General features: G+C 67.9%; 21 protein-coding genes. 11 read left to right on the forward strand and 10 right to left on the reverse strand.

The genetic code is table 11. The features are described from left to right. Positions 1-19 precede the first annotated feature (19 nt). On the forward strand, positions 20-205 hold the full coding sequence (locus ABIB54_RS05720) for a class I SAM-dependent methyltransferase (protein ID WP_354574543.1): 186 nt from the start codon (positions 20-22) through the stop codon (positions 203-205). A gap of 18 nt (positions 206-223) precedes the next feature. Beyond that, positions 224-373 carry a hypothetical protein gene (locus ABIB54_RS05725; protein WP_354574544.1) on the forward strand — a complete coding sequence of 50 codons (150 nt, stop codon included), beginning with the start codon at positions 224-226 and terminating at the stop codon, positions 371-373. 31 nt (positions 374-404) lie between these two features. On the opposite strand, the gene ABIB54_RS05730 is transcribed toward ABIB54_RS05725, so the two are convergent. Beyond that, on the reverse strand, positions 405-1,298 hold the full coding sequence (locus ABIB54_RS05730) for a LysR family transcriptional regulator ArgP (RefSeq protein ID WP_354574545.1): 894 nt from the start codon (positions 1,296-1,298) through the stop codon (positions 405-407). 86 nt (positions 1,299-1,384) lie between these two features. Between ABIB54_RS05730 and ABIB54_RS05735 the strand changes: the two genes are divergently transcribed. Beyond that, the gene (locus ABIB54_RS05735; RefSeq protein ID WP_354574670.1) at positions 1,385-2,002 is read left to right on the forward strand and encodes a LysE/ArgO family amino acid transporter; all 618 of its coding nucleotides are present in this window, start codon (positions 1,385-1,387) and stop codon (positions 2,000-2,002) included. A 46-nt stretch (positions 2,003-2,048) separates the two neighbouring features. After that, positions 2,049-2,747, forward strand: coding sequence for an SOS response-associated peptidase (locus ABIB54_RS05740; protein WP_354574546.1), 699 nt, complete (start codon positions 2,049-2,051; stop codon positions 2,745-2,747). Positions 2,748-2,792: 45 nt separating this feature from the next. Here the strand turns inward: ABIB54_RS05740 and ypfJ are convergent, their stop codons facing one another. Next, positions 2,793-3,674: a KPN_02809 family neutral zinc metallopeptidase gene (gene ypfJ / locus ABIB54_RS05745; RefSeq protein ID WP_354574547.1), complete on the reverse strand. Its 882-nt coding sequence runs from the start codon at positions 3,672-3,674 to the stop codon at positions 2,793-2,795. 32 nt (positions 3,675-3,706) lie between these two features. After that, entirely contained in the window at positions 3,707-5,779 is a 2,073-nt protein-coding gene (locus tag ABIB54_RS05750) for an acyl-CoA dehydrogenase family protein (RefSeq protein ID WP_354574548.1), read from the reverse strand. A gap of 189 nt (positions 5,780-5,968) precedes the next feature. Here ABIB54_RS05750 and trxA point away from each other — a divergent pair, with 189 nt between their 5' ends. Further along, a complete protein-coding gene (gene trxA, locus ABIB54_RS05755) occupies positions 5,969-6,346 on the forward strand; it encodes a thioredoxin (RefSeq protein WP_354574549.1) in 378 nt (125 codons plus the stop codon). 26 nt (positions 6,347-6,372) lie between these two features. Here trxA and ABIB54_RS05760 read toward each other — a convergent pair whose 3' ends face one another. Then, the gene (locus tag ABIB54_RS05760; protein WP_354574550.1) at positions 6,373-6,807 is read right to left on the reverse strand and encodes a MarR family winged helix-turn-helix transcriptional regulator; all 435 of its coding nucleotides are present in this window, start codon (positions 6,805-6,807) and stop codon (positions 6,373-6,375) included. Positions 6,808-6,881: 74 nt separating this feature from the next. Between ABIB54_RS05760 and ABIB54_RS05765 the strand changes: the two genes are divergently transcribed. Next, positions 6,882-7,691 (forward strand): TspO/MBR family protein, encoded by an 810-nt coding sequence (locus ABIB54_RS05765; RefSeq protein ID WP_354574551.1) that lies wholly within the window; start codon positions 6,882-6,884, stop codon positions 7,689-7,691. Further along, positions 7,688-9,310, forward strand: coding sequence for an MFS transporter (locus ABIB54_RS05770; protein WP_354574552.1), 1,623 nt, complete (start codon positions 7,688-7,690; stop codon positions 9,308-9,310). Before ABIB54_RS05765 ends, ABIB54_RS05770 begins: the two co-directional genes overlap by 4 nt. A gap of 46 nt (positions 9,311-9,356) precedes the next feature. On the opposite strand, the gene pip is transcribed toward ABIB54_RS05770, so the two are convergent. After that, positions 9,357-10,328 carry a prolyl aminopeptidase gene (gene pip / locus ABIB54_RS05775; RefSeq protein ID WP_354574553.1) on the reverse strand — a complete coding sequence of 324 codons (972 nt, stop codon included), beginning with the start codon at positions 10,326-10,328 and terminating at the stop codon, positions 9,357-9,359. A gap of 84 nt (positions 10,329-10,412) precedes the next feature. On the opposite strand from pip, the gene ABIB54_RS05780 reads away from it, so the two are divergent. Beyond that, entirely contained in the window at positions 10,413-10,760 is a 348-nt protein-coding gene (locus tag ABIB54_RS05780; protein ID WP_354574554.1) for a LysR family transcriptional regulator, read from the forward strand. Between the two features lie 520 nt (positions 10,761-11,280). On the opposite strand, the gene recQ is transcribed toward ABIB54_RS05780, so the two are convergent. Then, positions 11,281-13,218 carry a DNA helicase RecQ gene (gene recQ / locus ABIB54_RS05785; RefSeq protein ID WP_354574555.1) on the reverse strand — a complete coding sequence of 646 codons (1,938 nt, stop codon included), beginning with the start codon at positions 13,216-13,218 and terminating at the stop codon, positions 11,281-11,283. A gap of 43 nt (positions 13,219-13,261) precedes the next feature. Continuing rightward, positions 13,262-14,230, reverse strand: coding sequence for a CPBP family intramembrane glutamic endopeptidase (locus ABIB54_RS05790; protein WP_354574556.1), 969 nt, complete (start codon positions 14,228-14,230; stop codon positions 13,262-13,264). 158 nt (positions 14,231-14,388) lie between these two features. On the opposite strand from ABIB54_RS05790, the gene ABIB54_RS05795 reads away from it, so the two are divergent. Further along, positions 14,389-14,589, forward strand: a complete 201-nt coding sequence (locus ABIB54_RS05795) for a hypothetical protein (RefSeq protein WP_354574557.1) — start codon at positions 14,389-14,391, stop codon at positions 14,587-14,589. A gap of 19 nt (positions 14,590-14,608) precedes the next feature. On the opposite strand, the gene ABIB54_RS05800 is transcribed toward ABIB54_RS05795, so the two are convergent. Beyond that, complete coding sequence (locus tag ABIB54_RS05800; protein WP_354574558.1) at positions 14,609-17,107, reverse strand: 5'-nucleotidase C-terminal domain-containing protein; 2,499 nt, start codon at positions 17,105-17,107, stop codon at positions 14,609-14,611. 171 nt (positions 17,108-17,278) lie between these two features. On the opposite strand from ABIB54_RS05800, the gene ABIB54_RS05805 reads away from it, so the two are divergent. Together ABIB54_RS05805 and ABIB54_RS05810 are read left to right on the forward strand one after the other, a co-directional pair. Then, positions 17,279-18,145: an EamA family transporter gene (locus ABIB54_RS05805; RefSeq protein WP_354574559.1), complete on the forward strand. Its 867-nt coding sequence runs from the start codon at positions 17,279-17,281 to the stop codon at positions 18,143-18,145. A 9-nt stretch (positions 18,146-18,154) separates the two neighbouring features. Then, positions 18,155-19,009, forward strand: coding sequence for an EamA family transporter (locus ABIB54_RS05810; RefSeq protein ID WP_354574560.1), 855 nt, complete (start codon positions 18,155-18,157; stop codon positions 19,007-19,009). Between the two features lie 71 nt (positions 19,010-19,080). Here ABIB54_RS05810 and ABIB54_RS05815 read toward each other — a convergent pair whose 3' ends face one another. Both ABIB54_RS05815 and ABIB54_RS05820 read right to left on the reverse strand, forming a co-directional pair. Next, complete coding sequence (locus ABIB54_RS05815) at positions 19,081-19,944, reverse strand: hypothetical protein (protein ID WP_354574561.1); 864 nt, start codon at positions 19,942-19,944, stop codon at positions 19,081-19,083. A 377-nt stretch (positions 19,945-20,321) separates the two neighbouring features. After that, complete coding sequence (locus tag ABIB54_RS05820) at positions 20,322-21,179, reverse strand: LasA N-terminal domain-containing protein (RefSeq protein WP_354574562.1); 858 nt, start codon at positions 21,177-21,179, stop codon at positions 20,322-20,324. Positions 21,180-21,278 lie beyond the last annotated feature (99 nt).

The following is a 21,278-nucleotide window of genomic DNA, read 5'->3' on the forward strand; positions in this document are numbered from 1 at the left end:
CCTCGCCGAGTGGCAACCGTTGACGACCTTCGACCTCGTCACCTCCTGCTTCTTGCACGCGGAGGTCGAGATCCCGCGGGGGTCGATCCTGCGTCGCGCGGCCACAGCGGTCGCACCCGGCGGAACGCTGCTCATCGTCGGCCACTCCGGTGCGCCGCATTGGTCGCGTCCGGACGACGGCGGCCACACACATCCACAGCTCTAACTCCCGACGCCCGACGATGTGTACGCCACCCTGTTCACCGACTCAGCGCTCGACCCACAGGGCTGGTCGGTGCTGACGAGCGCCCTCGTCAAACGGATCGGCGCGGCCCCGGATGGCACGGCGCGCACGACCGTCGACAGCGTGCTCACCCTGAGGCGGAACACGTAGTCGAGTAGGGGTCGACTGCGTGCGAGATGACCTACTGGCGCAGTTCGATCGCCGCCCGGTCACGCACCGCCGCCGACACGGCATCGAGCAGGGGCGAAGCCAGGTTCCACCGCTGCCAGTACAGGGGAACATCCACCGGATGCCCGGGAGCCAGCTCCACGAGCACAGCCTCGCTGAGCGGCTCGAGGCATTGCTGCTCTGGCAGCAGTCCCCAGCCGAAGCCGAGCGTGATCGCCCGGGCGAAGTCAGCGGAGGTCGGCACATAGTGAGAGGCCGTCGCGGAACCCCCGCAGTGCTCCTGCAGGAATGCCGCCTGCAGGTCGTCGTTGCGATCGAAGGTGACGACCGGTGCATCAGCGAGCACCAGAGGAGCGGACCCGCGAGGCATCCAGCGGTCACGGAATCCCGGGGTCGCGACCGCCCGGTACCGCATGACGCCGAGCGGCTCGGTCACGCAACCCTGGACGGAGTCCCTGGTGGATGTCACGGCCGCGATCACTGTTCCGGCTCGCAGCAGCGCCGTCGTGCGTTCCTGGTCTTCGCGGTGGAGATCGAACACGACGCCGAGCGATTCACCAAGCCCGGCGAGTGCATCAAGGAACCAGGTGGCGAGGCTATCGGCGTTCACCGCGAGGGAGACCTGGAATGGCCGTCCGGGCTCGGAGTCCACCCGGAGGGTTCGAAGAGTGTCGGCTTCGAGGAGGTCGACCTGTCGCGCATAGCGGAGAAGCACATCCCCAGCCTCGGTCAGCGTGACGGGCGAGGTGCGCCGCACGACCACCCGACCGGATGCCTGCTCCATCGCCTTCACCCGTTGAGATACCGCCGAGGGGGTAACGTGCAGCCTCGATGCCGCCTCCTCGAACGAGCCCGCGTCGACGAGCGCCAACAGGGTGTCGAGCTGTTCCAGCGAGAAGCGGTGCATTAGCCCAGCTTATGCAGGTGAAGAAAGAGTAGTTGGATTACATTGGGCCCGCGCCCTACCGTGAGAGCGTGACCCTGTCGACGACGATGATTCCCGCCCTCCTCGGACTGGCCACCGGTCTCTCGCTGATCATCGCGATCGGAGCGCAGAACGCGTTCGTGCTCCGGCTGGGCATCGAGGGCCGCAACCGTGTCATCCTCCCGGTGGTCGCCATCTGCGCGCTGTCGGACGCGGTGCTGATTCTGGCCGGGGTGCTCGGGCTCGGGGCGCTGATCCGGGCGGCGCCGATCACGCTGGTGATCATCCGGGTGCTCGGGGCCGGCTTCCTCATCGTCTACGGCCTTCTCGCCGCGCGCCGGGCCATCCGGCCCCAGTCCCTCGCTGCGGAGCCGGTCTCCGCGTCAGCGAAGACGGGCCTGGGGGTCGCGGTGGCCACGGTGCTCGCCCTCACCTGGCTCAACCCCCACGTCTACCTGGATACCGTGCTGTTCCTCGGTTCAGTGGCATCGCAGCAGGGGCCGGCCGAACGCTGGTGGTGGGTCGGGGGCGCGATGGCCGCCAGTGTGCTCTGGTTCTCGGCCCTCGGCTTCGGGGCACGCCTGCTTCGCCCGGTCTTCGCCCGGCCCTCGGCCTGGCGCGTGCTCGACGCGAGCATCGCCGTCGTGATGGTCGCCCTCGGCATCCGTCTCGCGCTCGGCCTGTGACCGCGAGCGGCTGGCGATTGTCTGCGGTGCGCGCCACAATGAGCGCATGTGCGGACGCTTCGCGATGGACAAGAGCACCGACGACCTGATCGAGGAGTTCGTGGCCGTCGGCGGCGACTTCCGCGACTGGCGACCGGGCTGGAACATCCGCCCCACCGACCCGGTGGCCGTGGTGCTGGAATCGATGAAAGACGGCCCGGAGCCCACTCGCCGTCTCGAGGTGGCCCGCTGGTCGCTCACGCCCGGCTGGTCGAAGACCCTCAAGATGAAGGTGCCCACCTTCAACGCCCGCAGCGAGGGCATCACCGAGAAGGCCTCGTTCACGGCGTCGATCCGGTCGAAACGCGCCCTCATCCCGGCTGCGGGGTACTACGAGTGGCAGACCGATCCGGTCACGAAGAAGAAGACCCCGTTCTACCTGAGGGCACCGGATGGCCAGTCGATGGCCTTTGCCGGCATCTACTCCTGGTGGAAGGACCGCGCGCTGGCCGATGATGACCCGGCACTCTGGACGCTCACCACCACCATCCTCACCGCGGACTCGGTGCGCACCCTCGACCACATCCACGACCGAAATCCCGTGCCGCTTCCCCGGGAGCTCTGGGACGACTGGCTCGATCCACGCATCGAGGGCACGCAGGATTTTGTGGATGCCGCGGTCGCCGCCGCCATTCCGGTCGCGGAGTCGCTGGAGATCATGGAGCTCGCCGCCGTGACCGACGAGGAGCCGGTCGCACTCGGCTGACGGGTGGCGGCTGACAGTGGGCGGCTGACGGCTGACAGGTGGCGGCTACAGCCGAGCGGTGCTCGGCGCGAAAGTGTCGCAGGACTGGGCGCCGGAGGTACGCCCGGTGGTGAACCAGCGCTGGCGCTGCTCGCTCGACCCGTGCGTCCACGATTCCGGGTTCACCTGGCCGGAGGCCGCCTGGATGCGGTCGTCCCCCACCGCGGACGCCGCGCTCAGGGCATCCGCTATCTCGGCCGTCGTCGTCGTTTTCAGAAATGGCACGCCGTTCGCATCCGGTGTCGTCGAGGCGGCTCCCACCCACGCGCCCGCGAAGCAGTCCGCTTGCAACTCGGTGCGGATGCTCGTGGATCCCGGCCCCGTGTCGCTGTGCGGCCTGTCGAGCACCCCGTCGAGCTTCTGGATGTGATGGCCCCACTCGTGCGCGACGACGTAGAGCTGGGCGAGCGGCCCACCGCTCGATCCGAATCGGTCACGGAGCTCGGCGAAGAACGCCGTGTCGATGTAGAGGGTCTCGTCTGCCGGACAGTAGAACGGGCCGGTCGCGCTTGACGCACCGCCGCATCCCGTGTTCGTGGACCCGCTGAACAGGGCGATCGGTTGGGGTGCGGCATAGGTGCCGCCGAGTGCCGGGTACTCCTCGGACCAGTACGCCTCGAGCGACGCCGCGGCAGCCTTCATGCGGCAGTCGATGTCGGAGTTCGCCTGGGCGCCCGTCGTGCACTGGTCGAGACTGTCGGCGCTCGATCCGCCGGATGGCGCGCCACCCCCGCCGGCCAGCCCGCTGACGTCGAACCCGGTGAGTTGCGACACGATGTACAGCACCACAATCAGGGCGACGCCTCCACCACCGCCAGCGATCATGCCGGTGCGACCGCGTCTGCTCGCCTTGCCGGAGGAGATGTCGGCGTTGTCGTTGAACGTCATGCTTGCACGCTATCGGTGACTCCCCCGCCGGACTACCGCTTGTTTTTCAGCGACTTCTCCGCGATCGGCTCGAGGCCCGCATCACGGCGAGCGCGGAAATACTCCGCGGCCTCGTCCTGCCGGTCTCGCTCGGCTCCGGAGGCGATCGCCGAGCGCACGTGCTCTGGTTCGAACCCGAAAGCATTCACGAGGTCGAGCGCATGCGGGCGCAGCCGTGGAAGCAGGCGGTCATCGATGTAGTCGGTGATGGCCGCCGCACGCTGGGCGGAGAGTCGGCCGTTGATGAGGTACCAGGCGAGGTTCTTCTCGATCAGACCGAAACCGAAGAGATCGCGGAGCCAGGTGAGCACCTCTGCGGTCTTCCCGTCGGTGATTCCGTCGAGAGCCTCGGTGAAGGCCTCCCATTGCAGCAGTTCGGCGTGGGCGGCCGCCGCTTCGATGAGTTCGTTCTGGTTGGCGTTGAAGAGCGCTGCGGCCTCGACCGGCGATGCCTTCCGAGCGGCCCGCAGGCGTCCGGCGAGCGCAGCGACCATCGTCTCCACCCGGTCGGTGAGCAACTGGCGTTGGGATGCGGCGTCGCGCACGAACCCCACCGAGCGGGCCGTCGAGCCGAAGTCGGCTACGTTCTGCGCCAGCTTGCGCAGGCCGGAGCGATTCACGGCGACGGCGCCCACCTGGCCGGCGACGTAACCCGCCATCGCCCCCGCATCCGCATTCTTGAACTTGCGCGAGTAGTCGGTGAGCAGCCGCTTGGCCACGAGCTGGAGCAGCACATTGTTGTCGCCCTCGAAGGTCACGTAGATGTCGAGGTCGGCCCGCAACTGGGTGAGACGGTTCTCGGCGAGGAATCCGGCGCCGCCACACGCTTCACGAGCCTCCTGCAGGATCTCCAGCGCGCTCCACGTGCTGAGCGGCTTGAGCGCGGCGGCGAGGGTCTCGAGATCTTCGCGGTCGGCATCCGACGCCCGCGCTCCGGAGAAGACGCCGTCGAACGCGGTGAGCAGCTTCTCGTGCGCGAAGGACATGGCGTAGGTCGTGGCGAGCTTCGGCAGCAGGCGTCGCTGGTGACGCTGGTAGTCGAGGATCACCTCTTCCTTCGTTGGGTCGGCCGCGGTGAACTGGCGGCGCTGCGATCCGTAGGTGATGGCGATGAAGAGGGCGAGCTTCGAGGCGACGACGGAAGCCCCGTCGAGCGAGACGCGGCCCTGCACCAGGGTGCCGATCATGGTGAAGAAACGCCGGCCCGGGCTCTGGATGTCCGAGCTGTAGCTGCCGTCTACGGCGACGTCGCCGTAGCGGTTGAGCAGGTTCTCGCGCGGCACGCGTACGCCGTGGAAGTGCAGGCGACCATTGTCGATGCCGTTGAGTCCGCCCTTCAGCCCGTCGTCCTCACCGCCGATGCCGTCGAGGAATCCGTTCTCGTCGCGGATCGGCACATAGAAGGCGTGCACCCCGTGGTTGACGCCCCTGGTCACGAGCTGAGCGAAGACGACGGCGGCGATGCCGTGCAGGGCGGCATTGCCGAGGTAGTCCTTCCAGGCTGCGCGGAACGGAGTGTCGAGCACGAACTCCTGGGTGGCCTCGTCGTAGGTGGCCGTCGTACCGATGGCGGCGACATCCGATCCGTGGCCGGTCTCGGTCATGGCGAAGGCACCGGGCACCTCGAGGCTCATGATTCCGGGCAGGAACTTCTCGTGGTGGCGCTGGGTGCCGAGGTGGAGGACCGCCGCCCCGAAGAGGCCCCACTGCACGCCGGACTTGATCTGGAGCGAGGGATCTGCGGTGACGAGTTCTTCGAAGGAGGCGATGTTGCCGCCGTGGTCGTCGTTGCCGCCGAGACCGGATGGGAACGCCTTGAGCACGGATCCGGAGTCGACGAGCAGCTTGAGCTGGCCGAGCACGCGGGTGCGCTGGGCATCGAGTGCGAGGCTGTCGTCGCGATGGAACGCACTGTCCTTCATCAGCTCGCGGGACTCGCGGCGAGCAGTGGCCCAGGTGCCGAGCAGGTACTCGCCGAGCCAGGCGGTGTCGATGGCGCCCTTCGGGGCTGCGGAAGCGGCGGTCGGCCGGGACTCTGCGGTGATGCGGTCAGCGAGGTTCGTCATGGGATCGTCTTTTCGTCAGGAATGGCGGCCTTCGACGGCCTGCATCGACGGTACGAGCCTCGCGGTCGACTGCCAAAGGGGTGGTGCGGCCCGCACGAATCGCACGACGGCTGCGCGGCATCCGTTGTAGAAATCCACAGTCGGAAGCGGTGCGGGAATGCGAAGACCTACTAGGTGGTTACCCCTCACATGCCTACACTCACTTTGACCACGGATGCCTTCGAAGAAACGGTGTCCTCCTCCGGAATCACTCTCGTGGACTTCTGGGCCGACTGGTGCGGCCCCTGCAAGATGTTCGGGCCGATCTACGAGGCCGCGAGCGAAAAAAATCCCGACATCACCTTCGGAAAGGTGGACACCGAGGCCGAGCAGGCCCTGGCCAGCGCCGCCGGAATCACCTCGATCCCCACCCTGATGGCGTTCCGTGACGGGATCCTCGTGTTCTCGCAGCCCGGAGCACTGCCCGCACCCGCCCTCGACCAGGTCATCGAAGCCGTGAAGGGCCTCGACATGGACGAGGTGCACCGCAAGATCGCGGAGCAGGAAGCCGCCCAGCCCGGAGCCTGATCCGTTCCGCCCCGTGGTGAGGAGAGCTACTCGACGTCCCAGCGGTCCGCCGCTGTCGCCTGGATGATCTCCAGCAGCGCCGCGCGCATGCCGGCGTTGTCCGCGATGCTCGGGAACAGGTCGGCCTCGAGGGTCCTCGCCGACCCCCAGGCTGCCTCACCCGCCGGGGTGCGCGTGACGACATGGCGTCGCCCATCATCCGGATGCTTCTCGCGCGCGATGTAGCCCTCCCGCTCGAGCCGTTCGAGGGTGCGGGACATCGTCTGCACCTCGACCCGGGCCGATTTGGCCAGCTCGGTCTGACTGCGTGGACCGGAGCCGAGGACATGCAGCACGATGAGTCCGGCGTGGGTGAGTCCGAGCTGTTCGAGTGCCACGACCCAGGCGTGCTCGACGAGCCGCGCCGCCGTCGACAGCAGTCGGCCGGTCGGCCAGCCCTGCATTCCGACCGGATCGGTCATCGCGTCGCCACTTCCTTCGCCATCATTTAACGCTATCGTGAATTACTAAGCTAGCTGATGATTCGGGAGACACCGTGAACGAGACGCGAGACACCGTGCGACAGGCGGTCGTACTGGTCAGTGCCATAGTCGCCGTGGTCGGCGCCTTCATCGGATCGGGGGCGGCGGGCGGCACTCCGATCCAGGATGCCGCGGGCGGCGCTCTTGCCGCGGATGCCACCCCCATCGCCCCCGGGGGCCCGGCATTCGCCATCTGGACCCCGATCTATGCGGGGCTCCTCGCCTACGCGGTCTGGCAGTCGCTGCCGCACCAGCGCGCGGACCAGCGGCAACGCCGCCTGGGCTACCCGATCGCGATATCCCTGATCCTCAATGCGGCCTGGATCCTCAGCATCCAGTTCGGATTCCTCGCCGCGAGCGTGCCGATCATCGCCGGGCTGCTCGTGGTGCTGGTCTGGGCCTTTCGCATCACGCTCGCCTCACGGCCGAAGAACCTGGTCGAGACGATCGTCGCCGACGGCACGGTCGGTCTCTATCTGGGCTGGGTGTGCGTCGCGACGGCCGCCAACATCACGGCTCTCCTCGTCGCCTCCGGATTCCGCGGCTTCGGAGTGGGTGCGGATGCCTGGGCCGTGGTGATCGTGGCGGTCGCCGGTCTCGTCGGGGTGCTCGTCGCCATCCGCGGAAAGGGACGGCTCGCGCCGGCCGTCTCGCTGTCGTGGGGGCTCGCCTGGGTGGCGGTCGCCCGGCTTACCGGAGACCTGCTCTCCGCTCCGGCAGGCATCGCCGCCATCGTCGCCGTGGTCGTCGTCGTGCTCGTCACAGTGGCCCTGCGCATCCGGAACTCCCGAAGTGCCGGGATCCCGACGGTGGTGTCCGCATGAGCGAGGTCGCGCAGGGCTCGTCCCGCCGCCGGTGGGTCGGGCTCGTCTTCATCAGCATCGCCGTCGCACTGATCATCGTCGACTCCACGATCGTGAACGTGGCGATCCCGTCGATCATCAAGGATCTCGGCATCACCTCGACACAGGTGCAGTGGGTGCAGGAGAGCTACACGCTCGTGTTCGCCGCCCTGTTGCTCGTGTTCGGAACGCTTGCCGACCGCTACGGCCGACGCAAGATGCTCATCATCGGTGTGACGATCTTCGCGCTCGCCTCGATCCTCGCGGCATTCTCGCAGACCGGTGACCTGCTCATCGGCTCACGGGTGATCCAGGGCATCGGCGGGGCGATGGTGCTTCCGACCACCCTCTCGATCATCAATGCCACCTTCCGTGGCCGAGAGCGCGGGATCGCCTTCGCCGTCTGGGGCTCGACGATCGGAGGAATGGTCGCCGTCGGCCCGCTGCTCGGCGGCTGGCTCACCACCTACTTCTCCTGGCGCTGGGCGTTCGGCATCAACATCCCGTTCGGCATCCTGATCATCGTGGGAACGCTGCTCTTCGTGATCGAGTCGAAGGCCACCGACGTTCGACGCATCGACGTCGTCGGCGCGATCCTCTCCATCGTGACCAGCGCGACGCTGGTCTTCGGGCTGATCGAGGGCCGCACCTACGGCTGGTGGCTGGTGAACAAGCCGCTCACCATCGGCAACTGGACCTGGCCCTTCGATCTCTCGATCATCCCGCTCACCTTCGCCGTGACGATCCTCGCCGGCGCCGCCTTCGTGCTTTGGGGCCTCCATCGCCAGCGGGTGGGCAAGACGACGCTGCTCGCCTTCAGCCTCTTCTCCATTCCCTCCTTCCGCAACGGCAACATCGCCGCACTCATCGTGTCCCTCGGCGAGTTCGGCATCATCCTGTCGCTGCCCCTGTGGCTCCAGAACGTGTTGGGCTATGACGCCCTCCAGACCGGCTTCGTGTTGCTCGCCCTCGCCATCGGCTCCTTCGTCGCGAGCGGCTTCGCGGGCGCCTTCGGCAATCGGGTCTCCCCGGTCACCATCGTGCGTGTGGGCCTGCTCGCCGAGATCATCGGCGTCACCGGCCTCGGATTCGTGATCTCGGCGAATGCGACCTGGCTCGTGATCGTGCCGTTCCTCTTCGTCTACGGCTTCGGAGTCGGTCTCGCCACCGCGCAGCTGACCGGCGTCGTGCTCAAAGATGTGCCGATCGAAGCGAGCGGGCAGGGATCCGGCACCTCGAGCACAGCACGCCAGATCGGATCAGCCCTCGGAATCGCCATCCTCGGCACGATCCTCTTCACCTCGGCGGGAACCGCCCTCGACTCGCGGCTGTCAGAGCTGCCGGATGCCCAGCGCACGCAGATCGTCAACGCCGTGGTCGACAGCGCCGGGGCCGCGATCCCCGGCCTCGAGAAGCAGAGCGCTTCGATCGCAGAAGACGCCCGCGTCGCCTTCAGCGACGCCACCCGGTTCTCCGCCTTCTCGGCCGCCGGATTCCTGGTGCTCGGGTTCCTCGCGACCTTGCGGCTCAGCGGGGTCTCCCGCAATCGCGAAGAGGAACTCGAGGCTGCGAGGAGCACCTCGCCCCAGTCGACGGCCTAGCCCGCGGTGGTGTTGCCGACGAAACTGCAGCCGTGCCGGGCTGTGGTCAGGCGTCGGGCCAGCCCTCCGCGAAGCGGTCGGTGGCCTCGATGAGCGCCGAGAGGATGCCGGGTTCGTCGAAGGCGTGGCCGGCATCCGGGACCATCACGAACTCCGCCTCCGGCCACGCGCGGTGCAGGTCCCACGCAGTCACGGCGGGAGTGCAGATGTCGTAGCGGCCCTGGATGATCACTCCGGGGATGTCGGCGAGCACACCGGCATCTTGGATGAGCTGACCATCGTCGAAGAACCCGCGGTTGATGAAGTAGTGGTTCTCGATTCGCGCGAAAGCGAGCGCGTAGCGCGGGTCCGCGAAGGTCGAGACGATGTCGGGTCGGGGCAGCAGGGTGATGGTGGAGGCTTCCCAGACTGACCAGGCGACCGCGGCGGGACCGTGGATGGCGGGGTCGGGATCGGCGAGGAGCCGGTGATAGGAGCGGATCAGGTTGTCGCGCTCATCGAGCGGCACGGGCGCGAGGAATCCCTCCCAGGCATCCGGGAACACGGCCTCGGCTCCACCCTCGTAGAACCAGTCGAGCTCCGACTTGCGGAGGGTGAAGATGCCTCTCAACACCAGCTCCGACACTCGGCCGGGATGCGTCTGGGAATAGGCGAGAGCGAGCGTGCTGCCCCAGGATCCACCGAACACCAGCCAGCGATCGATGCGGAGGTACTGGCGCAGCAGTTCGAGGTCGTCGACGAGGTGCCAGGTCGTGTTAGTGCTGAGGTCGGCTCCGGCGTCGCTGGCGTGCGGAAGGCTGCGCCCGGAGCCGCGTTGGTCGAGCAGCACGATTCGGTATTTGTTCGGATCGAACAGCCGACGGTGATGGGGCTGCGTCTCGCCGCCCGGACCCCCGTGCAGGAAGACCGCGGGCTTGCCGTCGGGGTTTCCCGAGGTCTCCCAGTAGATGCTCTGGCCGTCTCCCACATCCAGCAACCCGGATTCGTACGGTTCGATCTCGGGGTAGAAGCTGCGCATGGTTCGAGCCTACGGGGCGGCGGGTGACCGGGCCGCGTACCCTGAAGGCATCCGTCATGCTGGGCGGAAACCGAGGAGCATTGCGTGAAGATCACCCACCTGAGGCATTTCGTCGCCGTCGCCGAGGAGTTGCACTTTGTGCGCGCCGCCGATTCGCTGGGCATCTCCCGGGCGAAACTCGACTCGTCGATCCGTGCCCTCGAGGCCCAGGTGGGTTCCGACCTCTTCGATCGTCGCCAGGAGTCAACGACCCTCACGGGCGCCGGCGTGGCATTGCTCGACCATGCCCGGATCGAACTCGCGGAATTCGACGAACGCCCGCCCGCTCCCCCGGCCCCGCCCGGAGGCAAGGCGAAGGCCTCGAAGGGCACCGGCCGCGCGCCCATCGTGAAGGGCGAACCCCGACCCTATAAGAACCGGCAGTCGCGGTAGCGACGCCGGGGCTCCGCATGCGGCTCGGCGGAGTCCGCGACCCGGCGGGCTGGGCTCGCGGCCAACCGCGAGCTCCGTAACCCGCGAGCTCCGTAACCCGCGAGTTACATCAATTTGCGGGATGCAGCGTTCGGGAAGCCGCAAAAGGGTGCAACTCGTGGCTGTCGGCCCTGGGCGGCCGACAGAGACAGCGGGAAAGCAGGCGACCGGGAGAACAGGAGAACCCGCTACAGCGCGAGCGGGCGAGCGATCGAGCGGGCGTCCGGCCGAGCGAGAAACCGGACGTCCGGGCGAGCGGACGAGCAGGCGAGAAGGCGACCGGACGAGCAGGCGGCGGGAGACGGGGAAACCGGGCGTTCGCGTTCGGCCGCGCGTCATCCGGGCTCGCACTGCTCGGCCTGGGGCGGGGCGGCCCGCGGCCGGTGCAGCACCCCAGCAGAATCGGCCCCGCGGGAGCTCGCCCTGGGGACTGCTCAGCCCGGCGGACGATGTGGCCCGGCTGTGATGCCGGGCACATCGCTCAGTCCGCGAGCACCTCGAGGATCGCCTCGCCGTACTTCGCGAGTTTGTTCTCTCCGACCCCACTCATCGTGCCGAGCTCGGCGAGGGTGGTCGGGGTGCCCGTGGCGATCTCGCGCAGAGTCGCATCGTGGAAGATGACGTAGGCCGGAACCCCCTGCTCCTTCGACTCGGCGGCCCTCCATGCTCGGAGGCGCTCGAACAGCGGGGCGGCTTCGGCCGGCAGCTCGACAACCGGGCCGCGACGGGATTTGGCCGGACGAGCCGCACGCTCCGGTTCCCGGCGCAGCATCACCGGACGTGCACCACCGAGCACCGACGCACTGGCTTCCGTCACGACGAGGGTGCCGTACTCCCCCTGCACGGCGAGGAGGCCCTGGGCGAGCAACTGGCGCACGACGCCCCTCCACTCCTGGTCCGAGAGCTCTGTGCCGATTCCGAAGGTCGACAACGAGGCGTGATCGTTCTGGGTGATGCGAGCAGTGCTGCGGCCGAGAAGGATGTCGACGATCTGCCCCGCACCGAACTTCTGGTTGCGCTCCCGCTGCAGTCTCACGATCGTGGAGAGCAACTTCTGCGCCGGCACGGTGCCATCCCACGACTCGGGGGGAGAAAGGCAGGTATCGCAGTTGCCGCAGGCGGTGGAGGTCTCGCCGAAGTACCCGAGCAACTGCACGCGCCGACACTGCACGGTCTCGCACAGCGCGAGCATCGCATCGAGGTGCAGACCGAGGCGGCGGCGGTGCTCGGCGTCGCCCTCTGAGCCGTCGATCATGCGGCGCTGCTGCATCACATCCTGCAGTCCGTACGCGAGCCAGGCGGTGGAGGGAAGTCCATCGCGACCGGCGCGACCGGTCTCCTGGTAGTAGCCCTCGACCGACTTCGGCAGGTCGAGGTGGGCGACGAAACGCACATCGGGCTTGTCGATGCCCATGCCGAAAGCGATGGTGGCGACCATGACGATGCCGTCTTCACGCAGGAACCGGGACTGGTTGGCGGCCCTCAGCCGAGAATCAAGACCCGCGTGGTACGGCAGGGCCGCGATGCCGTTCTGCACCAGGAAGTCCGCGGTCTTCTCCACGGAGGCGCGGGAGAGGCAATAGACGATGCCGGCATCGCCGGGGTGTTCGCTGCGCAGCAGTTCGAGCAACTGCTGCTGCGGGGCATTCTTCGCTGCGATACGATACTGGATATTCGGACGGTCGAAGCTCGCGACGAAGTGGCGCGCATCGCTCAGTTGCAGCCGCTTCTGGATCTCGAGGTGGGTCTGCTCGGTCGCGGTCGCGGTGAGCGCGATGCGCGGCACACTCGGCCATCGCTCGTGCAGCATCGAGAGCTGAAGGTAGTCGGGGCGGAAGTCGTGGCCCCACTGCGAGACACAGTGCGCCTCGTCGATGGCGAAGAGGGAGATGGATGCCCGGTCGAGCAGATCGGCAGTCGCCGATACGCGCAGGCGCTCCGGCGCGAGGTAGAGCAGGTCGAGCTCGCCGTTGAGCAGCGCGTGCTCCACTCCCATCCGTTGAGCCTGGTCCTGGGTCGAGTTGAGGAACGCTGCGCGCACGCCGACCGCGGACAGGGCATCCACCTGGTCCTGCATGAGGGCGATGAGCGGAGAGATGACCACGCCGGTGCCCTCCCGCACGAGGGCGGGGATCTGGTAGCAGAGCGACTTGCCCCCGCCGGTGGGCATGAGCACCAGGGCGTCTCCGCCATCCACAACCTGCTGGATGATCTCGGCCTGGTCGCCGCGGAAGCTGTCGTAACCGAACACCGTGTGCAGCGCGTCGCTCGCGCTGGAGTACTTGGAGGACGATGGTCGGGCCGGCTCGCGGGCGATGAATTCACGCTCGCGATCTTCGACCGATGGGGGCTCGTAGTCGAACTCGTCGGGCGGCTCGAGGTCGTCGGGATCCCACGGGACGTCCGCACTCCAGCTCACCGCACAGCCCTCATCCCGGGGCTCTCCGGCCCACCGGGCGAGTCTAGCCGCGGGGGGTGACAGCGCCCGTCGGGTCACCGTCGCTGTGCACGAGGGTCGCAGGGTCGGGCGGTGGAGGGAGAGTGACGGAGCGCACTCGGGCGAGCCCGAACCGCTTGGCCGCGCGCAGCACGAGCCACGCGTAGAGGGCGAGGGTGAGCGCCGAGATCACGACCTCGAGGCCGCTGCGGGTCTTGGAGTTCACGTCGACGAGGCCGAAGGCCCCGATCACGAAGATCACCGTGTTGTTGACGACATGGGCCACGATGGATGCCTCGAGCCCCCCGGTTCTCCACACCAGCCATCCGGCCACGACAGCGAACACCGAGACGTCGATCAGCCCCCACACGTCGTACTGGTGGCCGATGGTGAACAGCGGCACGGGCAGCAGGATCGCGAACAGCGGATGCTTCAGCCATCCGCCGATCGTCTGCGCGAGGTAGCCGCGAAAGAAGACCTCTTCCGCGGTGGCCTGCAGCGGCACCAGCACCACCGCGACGAGCACCACGACCCAGGTGCTCGAGGATACGGCGGCGGGCGGGATGCCCTCACCGGTCACAAGGGGAAGCAGAACCACCGAGAACAGGGTCGAGACGCCGTAGGCGATGACGACCGGGAGGATGAGCCGTGCCATCCATCGCCAGCGCAGCCGCCCGGCGATCGACCACAGCAGGCCGACCGGGCGCGGCCCCATGACGAGTCGAGCGAGCCAGACGGACGGAAGGATCACCGCGATGGAAGACAGTGAGAACGCGAGCACTACCGGGAGGCTGTTGTCGATCTCGCCCGTGGTGATGAGCTTCGTGATCACCGGTCGCACCTCGGGGAAGACCAGCGTCGATGCGAGCAGCAGGACGACAAGCACGATGGTGAAGCCGATGAAGATGGCGAGGGCGATCAGTCCCGTGACGAGCGGCTTCCACCAGCGATAGCCGGGGACAGTTCTGGCGAGGCGGTGATAGGCGAATTCCACGCGGCGAGCCTAACGACTGAAACGGGGAGTCCGGCCAGAGCCGGACTCCCCCTTTCGCGGGACATCGGGCCCTAAGTCCTCTCCCGCGACGCCGACGGTCTGGCTAGTGTTGATGGCCTGAAGTCTTGGGAGTGTGGATTCGAGGTCGGGAGAGTCAGATGGCGACAAACAGTCGAGGTCGCGGAATCGTGCGCGATGGGCCGTGGGGATTCGTATTTTTGCTGGCCTACATCGGCGCCGCTGTGTACTTCATTTCCACATCGGACGGATCCTTCGTCCAGGTGATCCTCGGGCTCCTGAAGGCCATCGTCTGGCCCGCGTACGTCATATTCCACGTGCTGAAGGGCCTCGGCGCCTGACCGAGGGCGACTCCCCTCGTCAGAACACGAACACCAGCGACGGCCAGGACGCGGAATCCTCCAGTTGCGCGTCTCCGCCGTAGGTGGCGGAGAGCAGATGGATGCCGCGGCCGAGCTTCGGCAGCGTCACGGTCGCCCGACCGTTGTCCGCAGCCGTCAGCGTTGCGGTGGCGATGACCGTGCGACCGTCCCGCACCACGACGTCTCCGGTCGGCATGAGGCCGCGGCCGGACACCGCCACCCGGTAGACGACCGGCAAGTCGTGGCGAACGAACACCCGGTCAACGGTCCCCCGCGTGGTGGAGGCGAGGCGATCGACCGTCGCCGCCGCCGAGGTCGCCGCCCCCGGGGTCGTGCCGGGTGCGCTCGCCGTGACCGTCACGGTGATCGCTGCGCCGGCATCCGCGGGCACCAGTGTGTAGGCCGCGGCTGTCGCTCCGCCGATGGGCGCTCCCTCCCGATTCCACTGGAAGGCGAGGGTGGGGGATGCCACGCTCCAACTGCCGGGGGTCGCCGTGAGGGTGCGCCCCACCTTCGCGGTGCCGCTGATGCTCGGCGGTGTCACCGAGGTGATGGCCGGCACCGTGATCGTGAGCGGAACCTCGATCGACGTGCCGGTCTGCGGCACCGCGACCGTGAGCACCAGGGTGCCGGCAGGCGTGGCCGTGGGAACGGTGACCGCGACGGACGCCCGGCCGACCTCATCAGTGAGGTCGACGACGGTGGGGTCGATGGCGGACTGCCCGAGCACCACTCCGCCAGCACTGACCGTGGCGGTGCCGGAGTTGGGCTCTCCGTTGGAGAACAACAGCGACGAGAGACCGAGGGTCACGACGTCCCCGGGCTGTGCGATGGCCGAGGAGAGGGTCACACCCACAGCCCGCTGCGCGTAGTCGGGGGAAGCCACCGGGTTCGCCACGAAGTAGTCGACCATGCTCTGCAGGTCGATCTTTCCCGTGTCGCCGGCGTTCGTGCCCTTGGCGAGCGTCGCGAAGTTGTCACCACCGGAGGCGAGGAAGGAGTTCACGACCACGGTGATCGAATCGGTCGCGGCCAGCGGCACGCCATTCACCGTGATCCCCGTGATGTGGCTTCCGGCAGCCGCCGTCGGGTCATAGCGATACTCCAGGGACTTCGATACGCCGAGCTTGAGGAACGGACGGGTCGACGTCGCCGGCTGCCACTGCTCCTCGAGCACCTGCTTGAGCTGCGCTCCCGTGAGCGTCTCGGTCACGAGCGTGTTGGCGAAGGGCTGCACGCTCGCGGCCTCCTGATAGGTGACGCGACCGTCGACATCGTTCGGAGTGTTGGCACTGGCCTTGTAGGTGAGATCGGTGCGGAGACCGCCCGGATTCATCAGCGCGACCTGCGCCTTGCCGTTCGTCGCCCAGAGCTGCACATCGGCCACGAAGTTGCCGAGCGGGGACTCGCCACCGCGGTTCTCGGTGACACCGTCCTTCTGGCTCGCCCGCTTGAAGTCGGCGGTGATCGCGCCGACGGGCACCGAGCCCTTGTCCTTCGCCGCGGCAACCGCGGCGGCGACGATGCCGGCGACGGTAGGGTCGGGAGCGAAGGCTCCGAACAGCGGCTTCACCTCGGAGGTGATGCTGAGCAGGGCTTTCGTTGTGGGGTCCACAGAGAGAGAAAGGTGGCCGTAGTTTTCGCCGTATTTGCCTGCCTGAAGCACCGGACGGGTGCGGTCGGTGCCCGGCACCGGCAGCTGCCAGTTGTAGGCCTGGTGGGTGTGGCCTGAGACGATGGCGTCGACGTTCGCGTCCACCGTGCTCACGATCTTGCCGAAGGCGGAGTCACCGGTGGCAGTCGCGAGCGTGGCATCCGCCGCCCCCTCGTGGACTGTCAATACGATGACATCCGCCTCACCGTTGGCGGGATTGCCGTCGCTCAGCTGGTCGGCGACACGGTTGACCTCGGTCGGGATGTCCCGGAACTCGAGGTTCGCGACCCCGGCCGGACTCACCAGCGACGGCGTCTCATCCGTCGTCGCTCCGATGAAGCCGACCGTGACACCGCCCACCTGCTTGAGGGCGTACTGGGCGAACTCCGGCTGGCCGGTGCTGCGGTTGTAGATGTTCGCGCTGAGCAGCGGATAGTTCGTGGCCGGGATCACCCGGCCCTCGAGGTCTGCCTGCCCCTGGTCGAGTTCGTGGTTGCCGATCGCGCTCGCGTCGACGCCGACCGCGTTCAGCGCGTCGATGGTCGGTTGGTCTTTCTGGATGAAGCTGGTGAAGGTGGAGGCCCCGATGGAGTCACCGCCGGAGACGACGAGCGTGTTGGGATTGGCCGCACGGAACGACTTCACCAGGCCACCAAGCACCGCAGCGCCCGCCGACGGGGACGACGCTTCGAGACGGCCGTGGAAGTCGTTGAAGCTGAGGATGTCGATGGCGACCGGTGCATCCGCAGCGGTGGCAGCGGATGCCGCGAGCGTCGGGATACCGAGCGCGACAGCGAGCGCGATAGCCGGGATGGTGAATCGGCGGGAACGGAAGGGTGCCATGGCTTCGTGTGTCTCCTTGGATGCACGGCGCGTGCAGACGATGAGGTCCACCCCCGATCGGGGGGTGATGTGCACCCTATCCGTTCGAACGCCGTCGATGGAAGGACCTTTACCGAATGGTCATCGGTGGTTAGCACTACCGTTGAGTTCTCCCTCCAGAAAAGGTCTCCCGTGCTCGCTGTGTTCGTCGGCGTCACGGCAGCGCTCATTTTCGGATCCGCGGACTTCGCCGGGGGCATGGCAGCGAAGCGCATCAGCGCGGTGCGCGTGACCGCGATCGGCGGACTTTCGGGACTCGTGCTTCTGCTGCTCGCGCTTCCGCTGTTCCCGAGCGTGTGGTCGACGAAGGCGGTGCTGCTCGGTGGCATCACCGGCATCACGGGCGCCCTTGCCGTCGTGCTGCTCTATGCCTGCCTCGCGATCGGACCCATGAGCATCCTCTCGCCACTCACCGCCGTGATCTCGGCGGTGGTGCCGGTGCTGGCAGGGGTCATTCGGGGCGAGCGGCTGACCACCCTCGGTTACATCGCCATCCCCGTCGCGCTGGTCGCCGTCGTGCTCGTGGGTTTCGTGCCCGAGCGCGGCGCGGTACGCCCGTCGCTGAAGGCGCTCGCGATGGCGGTCGGATCCGGCGCGCTGATCGGCGTCTTCCTGATCCTGATCGACCAGACCCCGGATGATTCGGGGCTCGTGCCCCTCGTGGTGAGCCGGGCCGTCAATGCCACCGTGATGTTCAGCGCCATCGCGCTCGGCGCACTGTGGGCGCGCCGCCGAGGAACGGCGCCTGCCGGTGCCGCCCGGTGGAGGCCCGGCCTGCCGCTGGCCATCATTGCCGGGGTGATCGATGCCACCGCGAACGCCCTACTGCTCGTGGGACTTCGGCTCGGCGAACTCACCATCCAGTCCGTGCTCACCGCGCTCTATCCCGCGGGCACGATCATTCTCGCCGCCATCGTGTTGCGCGAACGGATCGCCCCGGTGCAGGTAGTGGGTCTCGTTCTGGCACTCACGGCCGCTGCCCTGCTCGCGGTGGCCTAGGAGCGTGCGGTGCTGAGCGTCGTTCTCGCCCTCGCGGGCTCCATCATCTACGGGGCGAGTGACTTCTTCGGAGGCATCGCCGCCCGCGGCACGAGCGCCGTGAGGGTGACGCTGATCAACTCGATCTCCGGCCTGGCGATAGTGATGGTCGCCGCCCTGGTGCTCCCCAGCCGGTGGGGCAGCTCCGTGTTGCTGTGGGGCGGGCTCGCCGGCGCCTGCGGGGCGGTCGCGCTCGTGCTGCTCTATGCCTGTCTCGCCATCGGACCGATGAGCATCCTCTCCCCGATTCTGGCCCTGGTGGCCGCGGTGATCCCGATCGCTGTGGGTTTCGCGCGCGGCGAGCGGTTGAGTGGGCTGGGTTACCTCGGCCTCGTCGTCGGGCTGGTCGCGATCATCCTGATCTGCCTCGTTCCGGGCGAACGCGCCGTTCGCCCGAGCCCACGCGGGATCGTCATGGCGGTGGGGGCCGGAGTCGCGATCGGAGGGTACCTCGTCTTCATCGACCTGACGCCGCCCGACAGCGGGCCGGCGCCGCTCCTCGTCACCTTCGTCGTCACCGGCGTCGTCATGTCTGTGATCCTGCTGGGCCAGCGGCTGGCCCGGGGCGGTGCGCCACGCCCGCCGATCACCCGGGCGACCGTGATCTTCTCGGTGCTCTGTGGGCTGACGGATGCCGCGGCAGCGTTCCTTTTTCTGCTCGCACTGCGCGCGGGAGAGCTCTCGATCGTCTCAGTGCTGAATGCGCTCGCCCCGGCCGGCACCATCGTGCTCGCCGCCCTCGTGCTGCGGGAGCGGATCGCGCCGGTGCAGTGGGTGGGTCTGGCGGTCGCCCTCGTGGCTGCCGCGCTTCTCGCGCTGGCCTGACCGGTCGGTGGCTCTGCCGTGCTCCGCAACCCGGCACCCGGATGCGGAGACCCGGGTAGCGGCCGGAGCGACTAGCCGATGCGCTGGAGTGCGGTGAAGCGCATGTCGGTGAAGCCGGACGCGCAGGTCTGGAAGAGCAGATCGTAGCCGCGGGGGATGTCCTCGGCGTGGTTGACCTCACCGTTGAGGTGGGCGACCACACCGATCACGCGGTAGCGGCCGGCATCCAGGCCCGTGATCGTGACGATCGCACCGGCAGCGGTGGGGAATCGGCTGCCGCCACAGTTGCTGTGTTCTGCGATGACCCGCACCCGGTAGACCGCGGTGACGTCCACGGCGCCGCGGCATTGGTTGATCTCGTTCTGGAAGCCGCTGGTCCACACGCGCTGCACGAAGCCCTGGGCGGCGCGGGCGGCAGCCTCGGCCGCAGCCTGTGCCGCGGCTTGCGCGGCCGCCTGGGCCGCTGCGGCCGCGGCGGCCTGTGCTGCCGCAGCAGCGGCGGCGGCAGCAACAGCAGCTTCGTGCTCGGCTTTCAGCTGTGCCGCCGCGCGGGCGATCGCCTCGATGCGAACATCCCGCTGGGAGAGGAAGTCGCCGAGCACGACGGTGCGCACGAGGTGCGCGACGGTGGGTGCCGCCGGGGCGACCGCTGCGGGCTGAGGAGCCTGCGTCACGGTTGCGCGCCCGGCCGGCACGACGAGGATGGACGGACGATCGGTCCACAGCGATGCCGCACGCACGCTGTTCGGCGTGCCCGTCTCGGTGCCGATGGTGACGATCTCGCTGCGGGCGGGCTGTGCGATGTGGGCAGCCGCTCGATCCGCCGGCGAGAGGGGAACGAGGATGGCGACACTGGCAGCGGTGACGCCGACGACGAGGGTCGTCAGCACCTGGCGTAATGCCGTCGCAGATGGTGCGAAGCCGCTCACAGACATGGAATCCCCGATTCAGTCACAGATGTACATGTGCTGTGTCGGGTGGTTAGTCGCAGCTGTTTCGTGAGTTGCCTAGGGAGCGTCTCACACCTGAAACGCTAACAGAATCCCGCTCCGCGTCAATGTGCCGTTGTACCCCGATTCGTCGCCGGAGGCTCGAAGCAGATGCGTTTTCATACAGCTGCTGAACTACACCACGGTCTAGCTAATGCCCGCAGACCATAGTGATATCGATCTCATTCCGGGAAATGCCCGGTGAAGCTCACCTTCGAAGAATTGGGGTACAACGTCCGCGGTGTACCCCTTTGGCGCTCCCGCGCCCCTCACCACGGACATCGCCTCTCCCCCGTTTTGGGGGGCTGGTGACTTTCGCAAACTCAGCGTTCGGTGGGTGATCCGAACCAGTCGGTGAAGGCGACCCAGAAGTTGCGGTTGCCGTAGGACGAGCACGCGTCACCCTGACCCCGCGGATTGGCCAGGGCTGCGGCGTTCGGCTGATACGGCGTGTAGTTGTACAGCGCGGCCGTCGCCGGGTTGCGGATCTCCACCACGGCCGACCCGCACGTCGCATCCGGGCTGAACTTCACCGCCACCTGCCCCACCCGATAGCGCCAGTGCGCGGGATCCAGCAGGTAGCTGCGCAGTTGCTTCGCGGCCTGGTACACCTGGGAGGCGAATCCGTAGAACTCGGTCTCGCAGGCAGCGGAGTCGGGGCATCCGTATCCCATGGCCACCCGGTAGGCGCGGTCCGTCGGGGACACCGCCGTGATGAGTCCCTGTTCCTTCTGCAGCATCACGAGCAGCACCTGCGGGTTGATGCGGCAGGCGTGCGCCACCTGCACCACGATTCGGCTGGCGAGAACGCCCGACTCCCCCTGGAGAGCGGTGCACTGCCCGCTGGCCGAGGCCGCACGGGCCGGGAGTTCGGACCGGTAGGCGCGCAGGCAGGTGGTCTCACTGGTGAAGGCGCATCCGGGTGCCTGTTGGGCGATGAACGACTGCACCTCTGCCTCGGTCAGCGATCGCGAGTCGGACAGCACCCGGTCGGACAGGATGTATCCGGGGTCGAAGTCCGCGATGCCGGCGACGGCACCATCGTGATGCGGCGGTGATGCGGCGTCGGCGGGCCCACGGCCGGCCGCGAGCCCACCGAGGATCACCGCGAGAATCGAGGCGACCGCGACGGCACGGAGCACGACGACGGATCGCGGGTCTGGCGCACGACGGGACGGCATCCCCCCATCTTCGTCGCCCCGCGCCGCGCCGCCTAGACTTCCCCGTCGGTTCCGGCGGAATGGGCTCCGGGTAACGCCCCCTCTTTTCGCCCCCGCGGT

Origin of the sequence: Frigoribacterium sp. UYMn621 (assembly GCF_040549525.1) — a bacterium.
Taxonomy (GTDB): domain Bacteria; phylum Actinomycetota; class Actinomycetes; order Actinomycetales; family Microbacteriaceae; genus Lacisediminihabitans.